This is a genomic window from Arboricoccus pini, from assembly GCF_900187945.1.
Taxonomy (GTDB): Bacteria; Pseudomonadota; Alphaproteobacteria; order Geminicoccales; family Geminicoccaceae; genus Arboricoccus; species Arboricoccus pini.
Genome location: NZ_FYEH01000001.1, coordinates 55,338 through 73,569, shown reverse-complemented (window position 1 = coordinate 73,569; position 18,232 = coordinate 55,338). Strand labels below are relative to the sequence as shown.

18 protein-coding genes, 1 tRNA gene and 1 pseudogene are annotated in these 18,232 nt (G+C 64.2%); 4 read left to right on the top strand and 16 right to left on the bottom strand.

Annotated elements, in window-relative coordinates; all coding sequences use genetic code 11:
* Positions 1 to 6: 6 nt before the first annotated feature.
* The 13 genes from nuoK to CFB17_RS00265 all read right to left on the bottom strand — a co-directional run bounded on the left by nuoK (position 7) and on the right by CFB17_RS00265 (position 10,237).
* Positions 7 to 321, bottom strand: coding sequence for an NADH-quinone oxidoreductase subunit NuoK (gene nuoK / locus CFB17_RS00325; RefSeq protein ID WP_088559409.1), 315 nt, complete (start codon positions 319 to 321; stop codon positions 7 to 9).
* The gene (locus CFB17_RS00320) at positions 318 to 938 is read right to left on the bottom strand and encodes an NADH-quinone oxidoreductase subunit J (protein ID WP_088559408.1); all 621 of its coding nucleotides are present in this window, start codon (positions 936 to 938) and stop codon (positions 318 to 320) included. The genes nuoK and CFB17_RS00320 overlap by 4 nt, the downstream gene beginning before the upstream one ends.
* A gap of 63 nt (positions 939 to 1,001) precedes the next feature.
* Positions 1,002 to 1,490, bottom strand: coding sequence for an NADH-quinone oxidoreductase subunit NuoI (gene nuoI, locus CFB17_RS00315; RefSeq protein WP_088559407.1), 489 nt, complete (start codon positions 1,488 to 1,490; stop codon positions 1,002 to 1,004).
* Between the two features lie 36 nt (positions 1,491 to 1,526).
* Positions 1,527 to 2,543 (bottom strand): NADH-quinone oxidoreductase subunit NuoH, encoded by a 1,017-nt coding sequence (gene nuoH, locus CFB17_RS00310; RefSeq protein WP_088559406.1) that lies wholly within the window; start codon positions 2,541 to 2,543, stop codon positions 1,527 to 1,529.
* Entirely contained in the window at positions 2,536 to 4,623 is a 2,088-nt protein-coding gene (gene nuoG / locus CFB17_RS00305; protein WP_088559405.1) for an NADH-quinone oxidoreductase subunit NuoG, read from the bottom strand. The genes nuoH and nuoG overlap by 8 nt, the downstream gene beginning before the upstream one ends.
* Before the next feature lie 19 nt (positions 4,624 to 4,642).
* A complete protein-coding gene (gene nuoF, locus CFB17_RS00300; RefSeq protein WP_088559404.1) occupies positions 4,643 to 5,929 on the bottom strand; it encodes an NADH-quinone oxidoreductase subunit NuoF in 1,287 nt (428 codons plus the stop codon).
* Positions 5,929 to 6,615: an NADH-quinone oxidoreductase subunit NuoE gene (gene nuoE, locus CFB17_RS00295; protein WP_243389647.1), complete on the bottom strand. Its 687-nt coding sequence runs from the start codon at positions 6,613 to 6,615 to the stop codon at positions 5,929 to 5,931. The genes nuoF and nuoE overlap by 1 nt, the downstream gene beginning before the upstream one ends.
* Positions 6,612 to 6,824, bottom strand: coding sequence for a hypothetical protein (locus CFB17_RS00290; RefSeq protein ID WP_088559402.1), 213 nt, complete (start codon positions 6,822 to 6,824; stop codon positions 6,612 to 6,614). Before CFB17_RS00290 ends, nuoE begins: the two co-directional genes overlap by 4 nt.
* The gene (locus CFB17_RS00285; protein ID WP_088559401.1) at positions 6,821 to 7,999 is read right to left on the bottom strand and encodes an NADH-quinone oxidoreductase subunit D; all 1,179 of its coding nucleotides are present in this window, start codon (positions 7,997 to 7,999) and stop codon (positions 6,821 to 6,823) included. The genes CFB17_RS00290 and CFB17_RS00285 overlap by 4 nt, the downstream gene beginning before the upstream one ends.
* Before the next feature lie 72 nt (positions 8,000 to 8,071).
* Positions 8,072 to 8,722: an NADH-quinone oxidoreductase subunit C gene (locus CFB17_RS00280; RefSeq protein WP_088559400.1), complete on the bottom strand. Its 651-nt coding sequence runs from the start codon at positions 8,720 to 8,722 to the stop codon at positions 8,072 to 8,074.
* Positions 8,723 to 8,821: 99 nt separating this feature from the next.
* Positions 8,822 to 9,388, bottom strand: a complete 567-nt coding sequence (locus tag CFB17_RS00275) for a NuoB/complex I 20 kDa subunit family protein (protein WP_207761901.1) — start codon at positions 9,386 to 9,388, stop codon at positions 8,822 to 8,824.
* The gene (locus tag CFB17_RS00270; RefSeq protein WP_088559398.1) at positions 9,385 to 9,750 is read right to left on the bottom strand and encodes an NADH-quinone oxidoreductase subunit A; all 366 of its coding nucleotides are present in this window, start codon (positions 9,748 to 9,750) and stop codon (positions 9,385 to 9,387) included. The genes CFB17_RS00275 and CFB17_RS00270 overlap by 4 nt, the downstream gene beginning before the upstream one ends.
* 410 nt (positions 9,751 to 10,160) lie before the next feature.
* Positions 10,161 to 10,237 (bottom strand) — tRNA-Asp (locus CFB17_RS00265).
* Positions 10,238 to 10,492: 255 nt separating this feature from the next.
* On the opposite strand from CFB17_RS00265, the gene CFB17_RS00260 reads away from it, so the two are divergent.
* The 3 genes from CFB17_RS00260 to CFB17_RS00250 are packed head-to-tail and all read left to right on the top strand — an operon-like array spanning position 10,493 to position 13,330.
* Entirely contained in the window at positions 10,493 to 11,278 is a 786-nt protein-coding gene (locus CFB17_RS00260) for a (Fe-S)-binding protein (RefSeq protein WP_088559397.1), read from the top strand.
* Positions 11,271 to 12,713 carry a LutB/LldF family L-lactate oxidation iron-sulfur protein gene (locus tag CFB17_RS00255; protein WP_088559396.1) on the top strand — a complete coding sequence of 481 codons (1,443 nt, stop codon included), beginning with the start codon at positions 11,271 to 11,273 and terminating at the stop codon, positions 12,711 to 12,713. Before CFB17_RS00260 ends, CFB17_RS00255 begins: the two co-directional genes overlap by 8 nt.
* Positions 12,710 to 13,330, top strand: coding sequence for a LutC/YkgG family protein (locus CFB17_RS00250; protein ID WP_207761873.1), 621 nt, complete (start codon positions 12,710 to 12,712; stop codon positions 13,328 to 13,330). Before CFB17_RS00255 ends, CFB17_RS00250 begins: the two co-directional genes overlap by 4 nt.
* Before the next feature lie 88 nt (positions 13,331 to 13,418).
* On the opposite strand, the gene CFB17_RS00245 is transcribed toward CFB17_RS00250, so the two are convergent.
* Both CFB17_RS00245 and CFB17_RS00240 read right to left on the bottom strand, forming a co-directional pair.
* Entirely contained in the window at positions 13,419 to 14,573 is a 1,155-nt protein-coding gene (locus CFB17_RS00245; RefSeq protein WP_088559394.1) for an FAD-dependent oxidoreductase, read from the bottom strand.
* Between the two features lie 83 nt (positions 14,574 to 14,656).
* Positions 14,657 to 15,946, bottom strand: a complete 1,290-nt coding sequence (locus CFB17_RS00240; protein ID WP_088559393.1) for an NAD(P)/FAD-dependent oxidoreductase — start codon at positions 15,944 to 15,946, stop codon at positions 14,657 to 14,659.
* 60 nt (positions 15,947 to 16,006) lie between these two features.
* Here CFB17_RS00240 and CFB17_RS19885 point away from each other — a divergent pair.
* A pseudogene (locus CFB17_RS19885) lies at positions 16,007 to 16,797 on the top strand (transketolase); the annotation flags it as partial.
* Between the two features lie 212 nt (positions 16,798 to 17,009).
* On the opposite strand, the gene CFB17_RS00225 reads toward CFB17_RS19885, so the two are convergent.
* The gene (locus CFB17_RS00225) at positions 17,010 to 18,188 is read right to left on the bottom strand and encodes a urate hydroxylase PuuD (RefSeq protein ID WP_088559390.1); all 1,179 of its coding nucleotides are present in this window, start codon (positions 18,186 to 18,188) and stop codon (positions 17,010 to 17,012) included.
* Between the last annotated feature and the right edge of the window lie 44 nt (positions 18,189 to 18,232).

Below are 18,232 nucleotides of genomic sequence, written 5' to 3'. Positions count from 1 at the left end.
TTGTCCTCAACCCTTCATCAGGTTGATGTCGGCAACCTCGATCGTGCCGCGATTACGGAAATAGACGACGACGATAGCAAGTCCGATCGCCGCCTCGCCGGCGGCCACGGTCAAAACGAACATCGTGAAGATCTGACCCGCGAGATCGTGCAGATAGGCGCTAAAGGCGACGAAATTGATGTTCACCGCCAAGAGAATCAGCTCGATCGACATCATGATGATGATGACGTTCTTGCGGTTCAGAAAGATGCCAAAGACGCCGATCGTGAAGATGACAGCCGCCAACGTCAGATAATGCGACAGGGGAATGGTGCTCGTCATATGCCCTCTCCGCTCTTCACCTTGACCAGTTGCACGGTCTCGCTGGGCTTGCGGTTCACCTGGCGCGAAATGTTCTGCCGGCGCACGCCCACGCGTTCGCGCAGCGTCAGCGTAATGGCGCCGATGATCGAGACCAGGAGGATCAGCCCCGCCGACTGGAAGAGGTAGAAGTAGTTTGTATAGATCAGCATCCCCAAGGCCTTGGTGTTGGGGATGCCCGTCGGCGTCGCGTTGATGCCGGCTGCCTGCACGGCAAGGTCGGTGCCGCTGCTGACCGCCCAACTCGTACCGACCAGGATCAGCTCGACCAGAAGAATGACGCCGATCAAGGCACCGATCGGCAGATATTGCAGGAACCCTTCGCGGAGTTCGACGAAATTGATGTCCAGCATCATGACGACGAACATGAAGAGAACAGCCACAGCCCCCACATAAACGACGACCAGTACCATCGCCAGGAACTCGACGCCGATCAGAATGAAGAGGCCGGCCGCGTTGAAGAAGGCCAAGATCAGGAAGAGCACCGAATGCACCGGGTTCTTCGAACTGATCACCATCACCGAGGAGGCGACGGTCACGATCGAGAAGATATAAAAGATGAAAAGCTCGACCGTCATGCGAGGCCGTCCCTTACCAGTGCGCCGGGCATCTCTCTGTCCATTCTTAAAACAGGCCTCGTCCTAGCGATAAGGCGCGTCGGCGGCGAGATTGGCGGCGATCTCCCGCTCCCAGCGCTCGCCGTTCGCGAGCAGCTTTTCCTTGCTGTAGAAGAGCTCGGCGCGCGTCTCCGTGGCGAACTCGAGATTCGGGCCCTCGACGATCGCATCGACAGGGCAGGCTTCCTCGCAAAATCCGCAATAGATGCATTTCGTCATGTCGATGTCGTAGCGGGTCGTCCGCCGGCTGCCGTCCGCCCGGGGCTCGCTCTCGATGGTGATCGCCTGGGCCGGGCAGATGGCCTCGCAAAGCTTGCAGGCAATGCAGCGCTCCTCCCCGTTGGGATAGCGGCGCAGCGCGTGCTCGCCGCGAAAGCGCGGACTGAGCGGGCTCTTCTCGTAGGGATAGTTCAGCGTGACCTTGCGCTTGAACATGTAGCGCAGCGTCATGAGGAAACCCGTGACGAGTTCCTGCCAGAGAACGGTGCGCGCGACGCGGTCGAGAGCCAGCATCGGAACCTCAGCGAAGGTAGGAGAGGAAGGGAGCGGTCATGGGCTGACCAGACCGAAAGAGACGAGGACACCCGCCGTGAGGACGACCCAGACGAGCGAGAAGGGAAGGAAGATCTTCCACCCCAGCCGCATCAGTTGGTCGTAGCGATAGCGCGGCAGCGTGGCGCGGGCCCAGATGAAGATGAACAGCATGAAGCAGATCTTCAAAAGGAACCAGACGAAGCCGGGAACCCAGGTGAACGGCCAGAAAGGCAAGGGCGAAAGCCAGCCGCCCAGGAACAGGATCGAGGCGATCCCGCTCATGAGGATCATGTTGGCATATTCGCCGAGGAAGAAGAGGGCGTAGCCCATCGAAGAATATTCGATGTTGAAGCCCGAGACGAGAGCCGCCTCGTCTTCCGGCAGATCGAAGGGATGCCGGTTGGTCTCAGCCAGCATCGAGACGATGAAGAGCATGAACATCGGGAAGTGCCAAAAGGCGAACCACCCGTAATGACTCTGAGCCCTGACGATGTCGGAAAGATTCTGCGAGCCCGCGGTCAGGATGACGGAAATGATGATGAGGCCGATCGAGATCTCGTAGGAGACCATCTGCGCCGAGGACCGCATCGCGCCCAGAAATGCGTAGCGCGAATTGGAGGCCCAGCCCGCCATGATGACGCCATAGACGCCAAGCGAGCTGACGGCAAAGAGATAGAGGATGCCCACATTGATGTCGGCCAGCACATAGCCGTCACCGAACGGAATGACCGCCCAGCCGATCATCGCCAGGATGAAGGTCACCATCGGCGCCAGAAGGAAGATGAAGCGGTTCGATCCCGAAGGAATGATCGTTTCCTTCAAGAACAGCTTCAGCCCGTCCGCCAATGGCTGGAGCAGCCCGAACGGTCCGACAGTCATCGGTCCCTGGCGCAGCTGCATGGCGCCGATCACCTTGCGCTCGGCCAGCGTCAGGTACGCAACCGCGCCCAGAAGCGGCAGGACGATGCAAAGCGTCAAGATCGCATAGATGACGACGTTATAGACGCCTGTCAGGAAGCCGCCCTCAGCCATGGGTACCGGTCGCCTTCACGTCATGGCCATCGACGAAGAGCCTGGAGCATTCCTGCAGGATGCCCGACGCCCTCGCGATGGGGTTGGTGAGATAGAAGTCCTCGATGGCCGGCGCGAAGGCCTGGTTGACGACGTCGCCGCCAACCGGGATCGCCCCGGTCCACGCAGCCGGGACGACCTCGTCGATCCGGGCCAGCGTCGGCGCCAGTTCGGCCATCCGACCGCGTACCTCCGGCAGCGCGTTCAGCGGGATCGTATGTCCCAACACCTCTGAGAGCGCCCGGAAGATCTTCCAATCCTCCTTGGCTTCGCCGGGCGGGAAGATGGCGAGCTTGGAGCGCTGCGGCCGTCCTTCCATGTTCACATACGTGGCGTTCTTCTCGGCATAGGCGGCACCGGGAAGAATGACATCGGCCACCTTGGCGCCGGCGTCGCCGTGGCTGCCCACATAGATGACGAAACTCTTTTCGAGACCGGAAAGATCGACCTCGTCGGCGCCGACCAGGAAGAGGACCTTGATCTCGCCCGAGCGCGCGGCCGCCAGCATGCCCGCCACGTCCAGGCCACCCTCGCCCGGCACCAGGCCGAGTTCGAGGCCGCCCACGCGGGAGGCCGCCGTGTGGAGAATGTTGAAGCCGTTCCACCCGGCATCCGGACGGACGATGTTGAAGGCCGCGGCGAAACGATGGGCCAAGGCTAGGACGGCGCCGCCATCCGCCCGTGCATAGGCGCCGGGCCCGACGATCATCGCGGGCTTGCTGGCTGCGCGCAGTACGTCGGCGAAGGCGATCTGCGAGCCAAGGCCCTGATCGATCATCGCCGTCAGCGTCTCCGGGCCGGCGCCCAACTCCTCGACCGGATAGGTGAGATCGAAGGCGGGGCCGACGCGCCCAACCTTGAAGCCACCCTGCCGATAGCGCTTACGCAGCCGGGTATTGACGAGCGGCGCCTCCCAGCGCGGGTTGGCGCCCACCAGCAGCACGGCATCCGATTCCTCGAGCCGGCCGATCCCGGTATTGAAGAGATAAGAAGCGCGATCGCCGCTCGTGAGCTTGGCGCCGTCCTGCCGGCAATCGACGTTCGGCGAACCCAGAGCCGAGGCCAGTTCCTTGACCAGGACCATGGTTTCGGCATCGACGAGGTCGCCCAGGATAAAGCCGACCTGCTGGCCCGGCACGCCGTCCAGCCCTTCGCGAATGGCGCCGAAGGCACCCCGCCAGTCGGTCGGCTGGAGCTTGCCCTCCTTCTTCGTCATCGGCACGTCGAGGCGGCGACGCTTCAAGCCGTCATAATTGAAGCGCGTCTTGTCCGAGATCCATTCCTCGTTGACGTCCTCGTTCAGGCGCGGCAGCACGCGCATGACCTCGGGCCCGCGCGAGTCGAGTCGGATATTGGCACCGACGGCGTCCATGACGTCGATCGATTCGGTCTTCTTCAGCTCCCAGGTCCTGGCCTTGTACTCATAAGGCTTGGAATTGAGCGCACCCACCGGGCAGAGATCGACGATATTGCCGCTCATCTCGGAGGTAAGCGCCTTCTCGACCCAGGTCGTGATCTCCATGTGCTCGCCGCGCTGGACGGCACCCAGTTCCTCGACGCCGGCCACCTCGTTGATGAAGCGGATGCAGCGCGTGCAATGGATGCAGCGCGTCATGTGCGTCGAGATGAGCGGGCCCAGATATTTGTCGGTGACCGGCCGCTTGTTCTCCTGGTAGCGCGAGTGATCAGGCCCGTAGAAGAGCGTGATGTCCTGAAGGTCGCACTCACCGCCCTGATCACAGATCGGGCAATCCAGCGGATGGTTGATCAAGAGCATCTCGAGCACGCCCTTGCGTGCCTTGTGCACCATGGGCGTGTCGGTCTTGATCACCATGCCATCGGCGGCCGGCATGGCACAGGAAGCCACCGGCTTGGGCGACTTTTCCATCTCGACCAGACACATCCGGCAGTTGCCGGCAATGTTCAGCCTTGGATGGTAGCAGAAGACGGGGATCTCGCGGCCCGCGGCCTCGCAGGCCTGGAGCACGGTGGAACCCGGCGGTACCTCGACTTCCTGACCATCGATCGTAAGCTTGGGCATGACTACTCTATTCCGCTGGTCAGGCCGCCCTCGGCAGGCGCGCTGCGTATTCCTTGATGCGACGTTCGACCTCGGGCCGGAAATGGCGCATCAACCCCTGGATGGGCCAAGCGGCGGCATCGCCGAGCGCACAGATCGTGTGGCCCTCGATCTCTTTGGTGACATCAAGGAGCATATCGATCTCCTCGAGCCTTGCCTCGCCCCGCACCATCCGCATCATGATTCGCCACATCCACCCCGTGCCTTCCCGGCATGGCGTGCACTGGCCGCAGCTCTCGTGCATGTAGAATTTCGAGAGGCGGGCGATGGCGTAGACAATGTCGGTGGACTTATCCATGACGATGACGCCGGCCGTGCCCAGGCCAGAGCCCTGCGCACGCAAGCTGTCGAAATCCATGAGCACGTCGTCGCAGACATGCTTTGGCATCAAGGGAACGGATGAGCCACCCGGAATGACTGCCATGAGATTGTCCCAGCCGCCGCGCACGCCGCCCGCATGCCGCTCGATCAGCTCCTTGAGCGGCAGGCCCAGGGCATCCTCGACGACGCAGGGTTTGTTCACGTGACCCGAGAAGCAATAAAGCTTGGTGCCTGTGTTCTTCTCGCGGCCGATGCCGGCGAACCAGGATGCGCCGCGACGAAGGATCGTCGGGGCGACCGAAATCGATTCAACATTGTTAACTGTGGTCGGACGCCCATAGAGACCGACGGCGGCCGGAAAAGGCGGCTTTAGCCGTGGCTGGCCCTTCTTGCCCTCCAGGCTCTCGATGAGCGCCGTCTCTTCGCCGCAGATATAGGCACCGGCACCGCGATGCAGGAAAACATCGAAATCATAACCGGACCCACAGGCATTGCGGCCGATCAGGCCGGCCTCGTACGCCTCGGCGATGGCGCCGTCCAAGGCCAGGGCCTCGGAGATGAACTCGCCCCGGATATAGATGTAGGCGGCTGTGGCCCCCATGGCGAAGCCGGCGATCAGGCAGCCCTCGACCAGCTTATGCGGGTCGTGGCGCATGATCTCCCGGTCCTTGCAGGTGCCAGGCTCGGATTCATCGGCATTGACGACCAGATAGGCCGGCCCGCCATCGCTCTTCTTGGGCATGAACGACCATTTGAGCCCGGTCGGAAAGCCGGCACCGCCGCGCCCCCTGAGCCCGCTGGCCTTCATCTCGTCGATAATCCAGTCGCGACCCTTCAAGAGGATCTGCTTGGTCGAATCCCAATCGCCGCGCGACTTAGCGGCGTCGAGCCCCGGATCATGCTCGCCATAAAGATTGGTGAAGATGCGGTCGCGATCCTGCAGCATCAGCTCCCCTTCCCCTCGCCGGCGGCCTCGTCCTTGGGCGTCTCGTCAAGCGAGCGCTTCCAGGGCTTGACCGGCTCGAGCAGCGTCGTCTTGCCGCCCTCCGGCATGGAGGCCTTGCGCTTCTTCGACCCGGGCTTCGGCTGCTCGCCGCGCTTGAGGGCCTGCACGATCGCACGTGCGTCGTCGTAGCTCAGGTCCTCATAAAATTCGTCATCGATCCAAAGGACCGGGGCATTGGCGCAGGCCCCCAGGCATTCGAACTCACGCAGGAAGAACTTGCCGTCCGCGGAGCTCTCGCCGATGTCGCAGCCGAGCTCGTCCTTGCAGGCACGTACAATGTCGTCCGAGCCGCAGAGCCAGCAGGGCGTGGTCGTGCAGACCCGCACCTGAATCCGGCCGACCGGCTCGGTGTTGTACATGTCGTAGAACGAGGCCACCTCGTAGACCCGGATCTTGGGCATGCCGAGGAAATCGGCCAGATAATCGAGTGCCGCGCGCGGCAGCCAGCCGCCATGCTGCGCCTGGGCGACGTGCAAAAGCGGCAGGATGGCGCTGGCCCTGCGTGGTTCCGGGTATTTGGCCAGCACCACCTTGGCATGCTCGAGATTGGCCTCTGTGAAGGCGAAGCTCTCAATATCGGGTGCCATCTCGCCGTGCGGCGCGCCGGGTAGACCGTGACCACTCATGCGCGGCGACCCTTGTCCAGCATGTCGGCCACCTTGCGCAATACCTGGCTGGCCGTGCTCGAGGGACGGCTATAGCCGTCCGCTGCCTGACCGGCCGGGCCGGCGGCGGTGCGCGGCCGGTAGCGCTCGCGTATCTGGTTGCCCTTGACGATCGTCAACGCCGCGACCGCCAAAGGAGCCAGTTTCATAAGGGTCCCGAGCTTGCTCATCGGTCGATCTCCCCAAAGACGATGTCGAGCGAAGCGATGATGGAGACGATGTCCGCCAGCATGTGCCCCTTGCCCATGAAGTCCATGGCCTGGAGATGGACATAGCCAGGCGAGCGGATCTTGCAGCGATAAGGCTTGTTGGTGCCGTCGGAGACCAGATAGACGCCGAATTCGCCCTTGGCGCTCTCGACGGCACCGTAGCTCTCGCCGGGCGGCACATGCACGCCTTCGGTGTAGAGTTTGAAGTGATGGATGAGTGCTTCCATCGAGCGTTTCATCTCGGCACGCCTGGGCGGCGTGATCTTCTGGTCCTGGATGCGCACCGGCCCTTCGGGCATCTTGTCCAGGCACTGGCGCATGATCTTGAGCGATTCGCGCACTTCCAGCATGCGCACCAGATAGCGATCATAGCAGTCGCCGTTGCGACCGACCGGGATGTCGAACTCGACCTGGTCGTAGGCCGCGTAGGGCTGCGCCTTACGCAGGTCCCAGGCCACGCCCGAGCCGCGCAACATCGGTCCTGAGAAGCCCCAGTCCAGCGCCTGGTCCGGCTCGACGATGCCGATATCGACCGTCCGCTGCTTGAAGATGCGGTTCTCGGTCAAAAGATTGTCGAAATCGTCAAAGGCCTTGGGAAACTCGTCCAGCCACTGATAGAGACGCGCCACCATGTCGGCCGGCAGGTCGCGATTGACGCCGCCAAAGCGATAGTAATTCGCATGCATGCGCGCGCCGGTGATGGCCTCGTGGAAGGTCATCAGCTTTTCCCGCTCCTCGAACATCCAAAGGAGCGGGGTCATGGCGCCGATGTCGAGCGCCATCGTCGTCAGATTCAAGAGATGGTTCATGATCCGCGTCAGCTCGTCCAGGAGCGTGCGAATCCAGAGGGCGCGGGCGGGCGGCGTGATCTCGAGGAGCTTTTCGACCGCCAGCACATAGGCATGCTCCTGCATGAGCATGGCGCAATAGTCGAGCCGGTCGAAATAGGGGATGTTCTGCAGGTAGGGCCGATACTCGATCAGCTTTTCCGTGCCGCGGTGGAGAAGCCCGATATGCGGATCGGCGCGCTCCACCACCTCACCGTCCATTTCGAGCACAAGGCGCAAGACCCCGTGCGCAGCCGGATGCTGCGGCCCGAAATTGATGGCGTAGTTCTTCATCTCGATATCGGGCATGGCCCTGTTACCCTCGCCCTGCTGGCCGCAACGTCAAGACACGGCCCTTGAGAGTTTCCCCGCGCCGCCGGCTCAAGGCGCGCCACCCGCGCCACCGTCCGGCAGCTTTGCCTTCTCGTCGCCCGGCAGGAGGCCGCCCTCGCCCTCCCAGGGGCTGAGAAAGTCCCAGCTGCGGAAATCCTGGCGCAACTTCACCGGCTCGTAGACGACCCGCTTTTGCTCATCGTCGTAGCGGACCTCGACAAAGCCGGTGAGCGGGAAGTCCTTGCGCAGCGGATGCCCCTCGAAACCGTAATCGGTGAGGATGCGACGAAGGTCCGGGTTGTCGGCGAAGAGAATGCCGTACATGTCCCACGCCTCGCGCTCGAACCAGCCGGCACTGCTATAGACGCCGACAATCGAGGGAACCGGCGTCATCTCGTCGGTCACGACCTTGAGACGCAGGCGGCGATTATGCTTGAGCGAGAGCAGATGGTAGACGACCTCGAAGCGCTGTTCGCGGTCTGGATAATCGACGCCGCAAATGTCGACCAAGACCTTAAAGAGCATGGCCGGATCGTCGCGAAGGAAGCGCACGGCCTCCAAGAGCACCGCAACATCAAGAGTCAGCGTCACTTCGCCCAGAGCGGCTACGCCCTCGGCGATTGGACAAGGGAACCGCTCCTGGAGAGTCTGCAAAAGTGCCGCTGCGGGCCCGACAGCCTCCTCTACGTCCGTCGCCATGCAATCTCCAAGACGCTTATAACCGCGCACGCGGAATAACGACCCCAACCCTGCTCCCTGGCTCCAGCCAGAAGCGATGCCGCAGGCCCAAGACAATCATCAGCGATCGATCGTGCCCGTGCGGCGAATCTTCCGTTGCAACATCAAGACGCCATAGATCAGCGCCTCGGCCGTGGGTGGGCAGCCGGGCACATAGACGTCAATCGGCACTACTCGGTCGCAACCACGCACGACCGAGTAGGAGTAATGGTAATAGCCGCCACCATTGGCGCAGCTGCCCATCGAGATGACGTAGCGGGGCTCCGCCATCTGGTCATAAACCTTGCGCAGAGCCGGCGCCATCTTGTTGCAGAGCGTGCCGGCGACGATCATCACGTCTGCCGAGCGCGGGCTCGGACGGAAGACGACGCCGTAGCGATCCATGTCGTAGCGGGCGGCGGCGGCATGCATCATCTCGACCGCGCAACAGGCGAGCCCGAAGGTCATCGGCCAGAGCGAGCCCGACCGCGCCCATGAGACGAGGTCATTCATCTTGGTGACGATGAAGCCCTTATTGTCGACTTCGCCCTGAAGGTCGTTGAAGAACGCGGGATCGGGCGCGCCAGGCGGCGTCGTCCGGGAAAGCGCCAAGCTCTTAGGCTCGCCTGAGCCGCCGCTCTCGATCATTCCCATTCGAGCGCTCCCTTCTTCCATTCATAGATGAAACCGACGGTAAGCACGCCCAAAAACAGCATCATCGACCAGAACCCCGCCACCCCGATCGCACCCAGCGAAACGGCCCAGGGAAAGAGGAAGGCGACCTCAAGGTCGAAGATGATGAACAGAATGGCTACCAGGTAAAACCTGACGTCGAACTTGCCGCGCGTATCATCGAAGGGCTCGAAGCCACATTCGTAGGCCGATAGCTTCTCGGCGTCGGGACGCTGCCGTGCCACGACCATCGATGCGGTGATGATCACGAAGGCAAGCCCGATGGCGATGCCCAAAAAGATCAGGATCGGCAAGTAGTCGAAGAGATAGCCTTGCATGTATCCGCCCGAACCTCGTCGCGGTCGAGATTGGCCGCGTTTGACGTAGCTCCCGAGCCCGTCGACCCCAAGGGCACCTGCCATGTCGCCTGCCGATGAGTAGGCTGGCGGGCTCGGCGCCCAAGGATCCTCGAACGCGGCGGACCATAGGTCGCTGCATTGCAAAAGCCAAGCACCCCCGCTCTGCCATAGACGGCAGGCACGCTTGCAAGATCAGCGACTTCGACGCTTGACGCGAGCTTTTCGAAATCCAGAACTGGCCGAATGCTGAGCATAGTCCAGGCGCCGGATCCTACATCACGATCACGCAGATTCGATTGATGGCGCTCACGAGGTCCGCCCGGTGGAATCGACAAAGGGCCCGCATGCGCGAAGCATGGAGGCTCGTTCGTCAAAGCTCCGTGAAGCGGTGGCGAGGATGACGGGACTTGAACCCGCGACCTCCGGCGTGACAGGCCGGCACTCTAACCGACTGAGCTACATCCCCGTACTCGGTGCGGGCGGTTCATACTTAGCCGCCGTCATGCTGTCAACGGCCCCGGCCCGCCGGCGGCCCTTAGCTGGCCGCCACATGATACCCGTAGCAGGCCCGATCGGGCCGCACCTTGGCGCGGGTAGCAGGGCACGCAAGGACGGCAGCAGGATCGGTACTGGGCCGGCAAGGGATTTATCGGCGCCCTGAGGCTTTGGAAATGGACGAGAATGGCTCTAAATGCCACCAGACATAATAAAGACGAACAAGATGCGCGTCTCGCTTTTCATCGCCTGTTTCAACGACACGCTCTTTCCATCCACGGGCAAAGCCGTCGTTAACGTCCTGGAGCGGCTGGGCCATGAGGTCGACTTCCCCATGGAGCAGACCTGTTGCGGCCAGATGCATTTCAACTCGGGCTACCAGGAGGGCCTGGCTCCCCTGCTGCGACGCTTCGTAAACGGCTTCGACAGCGCCGAGGCCGTCGTCTGCCCGTCCTCCTCATGCGTCAACATGATCCGCGCGCACTATCCAAAGCTTGCCCGGGAAAGCGGCGACGCCTCACTGGCCGCAGCCATTGAGGCACTCGTTCCCCGGGTCTTCGAGTTTGCCGAGTTCCTCGTTCGGAGGCTGGGCGTCACCGATTGCGGCGCCTATTATCCTCATCGCGTCACGTATCATCCGACATGTTCGTCGTTGCGGGCTTTAAAAGTCACCGAGGATGCGATGGCTCTTCTCAAGGCCGTGCGCGGCCTGGACCTCGTCGAATTGCCGGAAGCCACCGAGTGCTGCGGCTTTGGCGGCACTTTCGCGGTCAAGAACAGCGACGTCTCCTCGGCCATGCTGGCCGACAAGATCGCCTGCATCCAGCGTACCGAGAGCGAGGCCGTAACGGCCCTCGACAATTCCTGCCTGATGCACATGGAAGGTGGCCTGCACCGTCTGCGGACGGGCGTGCGTGCCATCCATCTGGCGGAAATCCTGGCATCCACCGAGGATCAGCCGCCCCAGGCAAAGGCGGAGCCCATGCATCCGGCAGGTGTTTCCCATGGCTAGAACAGACGGTCCCTCGATCACCGGCGAGGCGTTTCCCGAGGCCGCCCACCGGGCGGTCGCCAATAGTCAGCTCAGGCGCAATATCCGCAAGGCGACGCAGACCATTCGCGCCAAGCGTCGGCTCCGGGTCGGCGAGGTCGACGACTGGGAGGACCTGCGCGAGCGCGGCCGCGCCATCAAGGCGCACACCTTGGCCAATCTCGACACCTATCTGGTCGAGCTCGAAGCCAACGTGACGGCGGCAGGCGGCCATGTGCATTGGGCAAGGGACGGCTCGGAGCTGAACCGCATCGTCGAGGGAATCGTCAAGGCCACCGGTCACACCGACGTCATCAAGGCCAAGTCGATGACCTCGGACGAGACCGGACTGAACGAGCATCTCATCAAGTCCGGCATCACGCCGATCGAGACCGATCTGGCTGATCTGATCGTCCAGCTCGGCCGCGACCGGCCCTCGCACATCCTGGTGCCGGCCATTCATCGCAACCGCGCCGAGATCCGCGAGCTGTTCATCAGGAAATTCGGCCGCCCGGAGCTGTCCGACCGGCCGGAAGACCTGGCGGCGGCGGCGCGCGCCTATCTGCGGGAGAAGTTCCTGACCGTGCAGGTCGGCTTTTCCGGTGCCAATTTCGCCATCGCCGAGACGGGCTCGATCTGCCTCTTTGAAAGCGAGGGCAACGGGCGCATGTGCACGACCATGCCGCGCACCCTGGTCTCGATCATGGGCATCGAGAAGGTGGTGCCGCGCTGGAGCGACATGGAGGTCTTTCTCCAGCTCCTGCCCCGGTCCTCGACCGGCGAGCGGATGAACCCCTACACCTCGATCTGGTCGGGCACGACGCCGGGCGACGGGCCCGAGGAATTCCACCTCGTCCTTTTGGACAATGGCCGCAGCGACATGCTGAAGGAGGAGGTGACGCGCCAGACGCTGCAATGCATCCGCTGCAGCGCCTGCCTCAATATCTGCCCGGTCTACGCCCACACGGGCGGCCATGCCTATGGCTCGATCTATCCAGGCCCCATCGGCGCCATCGTCACGCCGCAGATCTACGGGACCGAGAAGGCGGGCTCGCTGCCCTTTGCCTCGACGCTTTGCGGCGCCTGCTACGAAGTCTGCCCGGTCAAGATCAACATCCCCGACGTCCTGGTCCATCTCCGCGGCAAGGTCATGGCGGCCAAGGCGGCCGAGGGTGGCTGGCGCGCCAGGCTGGCGCCGGAGCGGCTGGCCATGCGGATGGCACTGGCCATCTTCGACAATCCCCGGCGCTTTGCCTGGCTGCAAAGGGCGGCGAGGCTGGGCCAAAAGCCCTTCGCCAGCGAGGGCTTCATGACGAGCCTGCCCGGCCCGTTTTCGGCCTGGACGGCGATGCGCGACATGCGCGCCATGCCCAAGGAGAGCTTTCGGGAATGGTGGCAGCGGGAGCGCCGGCCGTGAGCGAGGCAAGGGACGCGATCCTGGCGCGAATCAAGGCCGCCGTCGGGGAGCTGCATGACGCTCATCCGATGACGCCCCCTCCCCCGCCCGGCCCCCAGGACGAAGGCGTGCCGGCCGATCTGTTGACGGCCAGGCTCAAGGAATATGGCGTCGAGGTTGCCCGCTGCGGCGAAGCGGACCTGCCAGCGCTCATCCAGAGCCGGCTCGAGGCAAGGGGCTCCAGCCGCGTGGCGGTCCCGCCGGGCCTGCCCGAAGCCTGGCGGCCGGCCGGAGCCATCGTCGATGACGGCCTGTCGGCTGCCATGCTGGACGGCTTGCATGCCGCCATTACCGGCTGCACCGTGGCGGCCGCCGCGAATGGCGCCATCATGCTCAACGCCGCCGCCGACCAAGGTCGCCGCGCGCTCACGCTTTTGGTCGACCACCATCTCTGCATCGTGCGGGAGGAGCAGATCGTCACCACGGTAGCGGACGCAATGCAGCGGCTGCTGCCGCATCCGGGCCATCATGCGCCGGTTACCATCTTCGCCGGACCCTCGGCCACCTCCGACATCGAGCTCAACCGCGTGGCCGGCGTGCACGGGCCCCGCAAGCTCGACGTCCTGATCGTATCCTAGAAGTCGCGCGGGCGACCGCACCTTGCGCTGGCTGAGCCTGGGGTTCCTGGCCTCTGCCACACCAGGGCGCCGCGCGAACGAGAGACGCTCAGTCGCTTAACGTCGCCGGCGAGCGGACCTGGTCGGTCTCGCAAAAGGCCGGTGCCGGTCTTGCCAGCGTGTCGAGTAGGGCGCGGCCGCGGGCGTAGCGACGCAGGATGCGCAGATGGACGAGGGAGCCCCGTACCCGCTTCCTGATGTCGATAGCACCCAGGTCCTGGGCAGCGGCATAGCCGGCCAGGTGCCCGCGCGCCACGGCGGATTCGAACCCGGCAATGCCGGCCGCGTCGCCAGCCACCAGCACGGCCGCCACGCTGGTCCTGCCCCAGACATCGGCATCGGGCTGCCAGCAGGCGCGGGCGGCGTTCCAGCCCAGCCGACAGCCGGCTAGGCGGCAGACCGCGAGATCGGGGACCAACCCCTGATGCAGGAGCACGAGGTCGGCTGGCGCCACCATCCTGCCGCCGCCCTTGCGCTGCCAGACGACCTGCTTGCGATCCGCCTTGCTCTCGATGGAAAGCGCCCCGGCAGGTTGTACGACCTTCACCTTGCGACGGACACGAAGCTGCATCTTGAGCTCCGCCTGGATGTCGGGCTGCGTCAGAAGGCCGAAGGGCGAACGGGCGACCAGCCGCCAGAGGCGACCGGGACTGGTATCGAGGACGAGAGCCGGCGGACGCTTGGCATCGATCATCCGCCCTGCCAGATGCCAGAGCAACGGACCGCATCCGGCCAGAACGACCTCCTTGCCGATGGCCTGCTCGAGCAGGCGATCGGCGGTGGTCAGCATCGAGACGCCCGGCAGGGTCCAGCCCGATATCTCCATCGGCCGCTCGATCGCGCCAGTGGCGACGATAACGCGCCGCGCCCGGATACGCCGGGATTGGCTGCCGACGCAGACGGTCAGGGCCATGGCCGCCGCGGTCTCCGCCTGGCCTTCCTCGGCCGGCAGATTCTCCAGCGCCGTCAGCCGGGCACCCGCCAGGTGGTCGGGATTGGTCGAACGGTAGGCATCGATCTCGGCCCGGACATCCCGCCACGCATGATCGCCGCGCCCGCCCATGACGGGCGACGCCTCAATGACGACCACCCGCAGTCCCGTCTCGGACGTCGTGATGGCTGCAGCCATGCCAGCAGGTCCGGCGCCGACGATAGCGACGTCGTATTGACTATGGAGCTCGTCGAGAGATTGAAACAGCCGCATCGGGAGGCCTTAGCCGTTCCGCTGCTTCATGTCGACGGCGTCAACATGGCGCATGTCGCGCTTACTGGACTTTCACGGCCCTGCTAGGCCGCGGGCGCCAGCCGGTCGCGCATCGCGCCCCACCAAAGTCGGATCGTCACTCCCAGCGGCCAGAAGCGATGGAACGGATAGGTGGTGATGGGGCTCACCGGCAGGCAAAGCTCATCCAGCCCCGTACCCGTCAGGCGCCGGGCGACCTCAGCACCCGTGGCGGTCGCCATCGCCACGCCGCGGCCATTATAGCCGAGCGCGGCGATGAGGCCCGGGGCCGGCTCGTGCAAATGCGGATAATGATCCTGCGTTATGGCGAGCTGGCCGTTCCAGAAATGCGTCCAGCGCACGTCTTTCAAGGTGGGCCAGAGCCGGATCGCATAGTCGGTAAGACGGCGATAATCGATCGGATCGCCCGTGTCCCTCGAGACGCTCCGGCCGCCCATCAGAAGGCGACGATGCGCGTCCAGGCGGTAATAGACCGTAAGGTCGGCGATCTCGAAGAGTACACTGCCTTCCGGTAGGATGCCCTGTGCCTGCGCCTCGCTCAAAGGCTCGGTGGCGGCGATCGCGGAGAAGACCGGGATGATCGAGCGGGCAAGGCCTGGCCAGAGCGCGTCGCTATAGCCATTGGTAGCCAGAACCACGCGCCGGGCGCGAAGGGTCCCCGAATTCGTCGCCAGCTTCCAACCATCCGCCTCGCGCGCGAGGGAGACTGCCGAGGTCCCGCCATGGATCTTGGCTCCGGCATTGTGGGCGGCCTCGGCCAGGCCCCTCGCATAACCCAGCGGATTGAGCTTGCCGCCGCGCCGGTCGATGAGACCGCAGGCATAGCGATCGGAGCCGGTCCAGACCTTGATCTCCTGCCGATCCAGGTAGCTGACCGGCGCGCCGTGCAGGGCATAGTCCCTGGCCGTGCTCTCGATCATGGCGGCGCCGGGGCGATTGAAGGCGGCCCGCAGCGTGCCGGTCTCCGCCACCTCGCACTGGATCTGATGACGCCGCACGATGTCGAAGACGCGTGCCGGCGCCCCGCCGGAAAGCTCGATCATGCGCCGCCCCAACGCCTCGCCGTGATCCTTGATGACCGCAGAGGGATCGTGCTTCAGGCCCGGATTGACCTGCCCGCCATTGCGCCCCGAGGCGCCCCAGCCAGGCTCGCTGGCCTCGATGAGCGTGACGTCGACACCCTGCTGCGCCAGATGCAGCGCCGTCGAAAGGCCGGTGAAGCCGCCGCCGACAATGGCGACGTCGGTGCTGCGATCGCCTGGCAGCGGCGGCGTCGGCAAGGCGGCCCTGGCCGTCTCGGCATAGAGGCTCTTGGGTAAAGGCTTGGCGGCCATCTTCGGTTCTTCAACTTTGAATGTTCGAGGGCGGGCGTGCCGACAGTGGAAACATTTTTGATGCAAGATGCAGGCCCGGCGCAAGATCGGCGCATGCCGGTGCCGCGGGCGCTGGAGCGCAAGGCGCTCTCGCTTGCCGCTTGGATGACCCATCATGCGAACCATCTCCGGCAGAGCGAGGACGGGCTGTAGGTCGGCGGCCACCAGGCCCCCTCGACTTCGCTGGCCACCATCATGACGGCCCGTTGCTCCGCGACCCTCGGTCTCGAGGACAGGGTGGCGGTCAAGACGCATGCGAGTTCCGTCGTCCACCCGATCCGGTACCTCTCGGGCAGCCAGGCGCGTGAGCAGCTGGAGCGGACTCGCGCCTTCGAGGGCGCGCAGTGCTATCCCTCGCGCACCAAGGACATCGACGATGTCGATTTCTCGGTCGGCTCGGTGGGCCTCGGCGTGGCGCAGACCCTCTTTGACCCGCTTGTTCAGACCTATGTGGGCGCGCGCGGCTGGCTCCGCGAAGGCTTGAACGACCGGATGGTGGCCTTGGCGGACGATGCCGAGTTCGACGACTCTTCGAGGCCCTGATCGAGGGCTGGAAGCACAAGGTCCAGAGCTGCTGGTGGATCATCGACTATAATCGCCAGCACCTGGATGCCGTGGTGCATGACGAACTGCGCGAGCGGCTCGAGGATCTGTTTCGCAAGTTCGGCTGGCGCGTCGTCACGCTCAAACACGGTCATCTCCAGAAGGCGGCCTTCGCTGAGCCCGGCCGCGAGCGACTTCGCCAATGGATCGACGCCTGCCCCCACCTGCTCTGTGCGGCGTTCTGCTTCCAGGGCCGTGGCGCTTGGCGCCTACCGATGAGAGCAGGCTGGGCGGCTAACGGCTGCGCGAGCCCGGTGCCGATTGCGAGAACATCGTTGTCTCTACCGGCGAGGTGGCGCCGGCCGCGGTCGAGGCTTCGGGCCTGATGGCCGAGGATCGGCACGATATCGGCCCTCTTGTCGTCACCTCGGCCGACCGGCTGCACGCCGCCTGCCAGAGGCCGGCTGGACGTGACGCCCTGTCAAGGGGCCGCCATCGCTGTCCAATGATCCAGAACGAGCCGCTCTTCCGGTGTCATCTCGGTGACGTTGCCGGGTGGCATGACGTGGCTTTGGACCGCCCAGAGACGGATGAGCTCGGCATTGCGATCGATCATCGCCTCGTCGTCCAGACGGATGCCGCGCGGTGCCGCGGCCAGGCCCGGCCAACCCGGCTCCGCCGTGTGGCACATGCTGCAGCGGGAGATGACGATGTCGCCAGCGGCGCCTCGAAGCGCCGCCGCATCCTCGGCATCGGCCGGACCGGCCAGGCCCAGGAGAACCAGCGCCAGCAAGCCCAGCGCCGCCACGATCCAGGTCCACCAGGGCGAGGGCTTGTGCGCATGGCGGCTGTTGAAGAAATGCCGGATCGCGGCACCCATGATCAGCACGACGCCCACCATCGCCCAGGCATAGCGGGCGCCGATCACCAGCGGATAGTGATTGGACAGCATGAGGAAAAGGACTGGCAGCGTCAGGTAGTTATTGTGCAGCGAGCGCTGCTTGGCGGCCTTGCCGAGGGCGGGATCGGGCTTCTCGCCCTTGAGGAGGGCCTTCACCACCTTGGTCTGGTTGGGGATGATGACGATGAAGACGTTGGCCACCATCATCGTGCCGATGAGGGCACCCGTCTGCAGGAGTGCCCCCCGGCCGCTGAAGACATGCGCGAAGAGGAAGGCCAGGACCAGGAGATAGACAAACCCGGCGAGCGCCAGCCTGAGATCGCTTCGCCCCAGCGCCGAGCGGCACATGAGATCGTAGCCGATCCAGCCCATGCTGAGGGTGAGAAGGCTCGCCAGCACTGCCTGCCAGGGGGTCAGGGCCAGGATGCCTGGATCGATCAGATAGAGATCGGGGCTGCGATAATAGAGCGCGCAGAGCAGCAGAAAGCCCGAAATCCAGGTCGTATAGGCTTCCCATTTGAACCAGGTGAGTTCCTCGGGCAGCGTGGCTGGCGCCGTTAAATACTTCACCATGTTGTAGAAGCCGCCGCCATGGATCTGCCAGGCCTCGCCGCCTGCCTCGGGCGGCAGATGCGGACGGTGCCTGAGGCTCAGATCCAGGTGGACGAAATAAAAGGACGAGCCGATCCACGCGATGGCCGTGATGACGTGCAGCCATCGCACGCAAAGATTGACCCATTCCCAGAGGACGAGATCCATGGCACCTCCTGGCCGGCGGCGTATGCGCGCCGGTAGACACGGCA

Coding starts and splice junctions, on each gene's coding strand:
- nuoK (WP_088559409.1), bottom strand. CDS start 321: ATGACGAGCACCATTCCCCTGTCGCATTATCTGACGTTGGCGGCTGTC.
- CFB17_RS00320 (WP_088559408.1), bottom strand. CDS start 938: ATGACGGTCGAGCTTTTCATCTTTTATATCTTCTCGATCGTGACCGTC.
- nuoI (WP_088559407.1), bottom strand. CDS start 1,490: ATGCTGGCTCTCGACCGCGTCGCGCGCACCGTTCTCTGGCAGGAACTC.
- nuoH (WP_088559406.1), bottom strand. CDS start 2,543: ATGGCTGAGGGCGGCTTCCTGACAGGCGTCTATAACGTCGTCATCTAT.
- nuoG (WP_088559405.1), bottom strand. CDS start 4,623: ATGCCCAAGCTTACGATCGATGGTCAGGAAGTCGAGGTACCGCCGGGT.
- nuoF (WP_088559404.1), bottom strand. CDS start 5,929: ATGCTGCAGGATCGCGACCGCATCTTCACCAATCTTTATGGCGAGCAT.
- nuoE (WP_243389647.1), bottom strand. CDS start 6,615: ATGAGTGGTCACGGTCTACCCGGCGCGCCGCACGGCGAGATGGCACCC.
- CFB17_RS00290 (WP_088559402.1), bottom strand. CDS start 6,824: ATGAGCAAGCTCGGGACCCTTATGAAACTGGCTCCTTTGGCGGTCGCG.
- CFB17_RS00285 (WP_088559401.1), bottom strand. CDS start 7,999: ATGCCCGATATCGAGATGAAGAACTACGCCATCAATTTCGGGCCGCAG.
- CFB17_RS00280 (WP_088559400.1), bottom strand. CDS start 8,722: ATGGCGACGGACGTAGAGGAGGCTGTCGGGCCCGCAGCGGCACTTTTG.
- CFB17_RS00275 (WP_207761901.1), bottom strand. CDS start 9,388: ATGATCGAGAGCGGCGGCTCAGGCGAGCCTAAGAGCTTGGCGCTTTCC.
- CFB17_RS00270 (WP_088559398.1), bottom strand. CDS start 9,750: ATGCAAGGCTATCTCTTCGACTACTTGCCGATCCTGATCTTTTTGGGC.
- CFB17_RS00260 (WP_088559397.1), top strand. CDS start 10,493: ATGCGCGTCTCGCTTTTCATCGCCTGTTTCAACGACACGCTCTTTCCA.
- CFB17_RS00255 (WP_088559396.1), top strand. CDS start 11,271: ATGGCTAGAACAGACGGTCCCTCGATCACCGGCGAGGCGTTTCCCGAG.
- CFB17_RS00245 (WP_088559394.1), bottom strand. CDS start 14,573: ATGCGGCTGTTTCAATCTCTCGACGAGCTCCATAGTCAATACGACGTC.
- CFB17_RS00240 (WP_088559393.1), bottom strand. CDS start 15,946: ATGGCCGCCAAGCCTTTACCCAAGAGCCTCTATGCCGAGACGGCCAGG.
- CFB17_RS00225 (WP_088559390.1), bottom strand. CDS start 18,188: ATGGATCTCGTCCTCTGGGAATGGGTCAATCTTTGCGTGCGATGGCTG.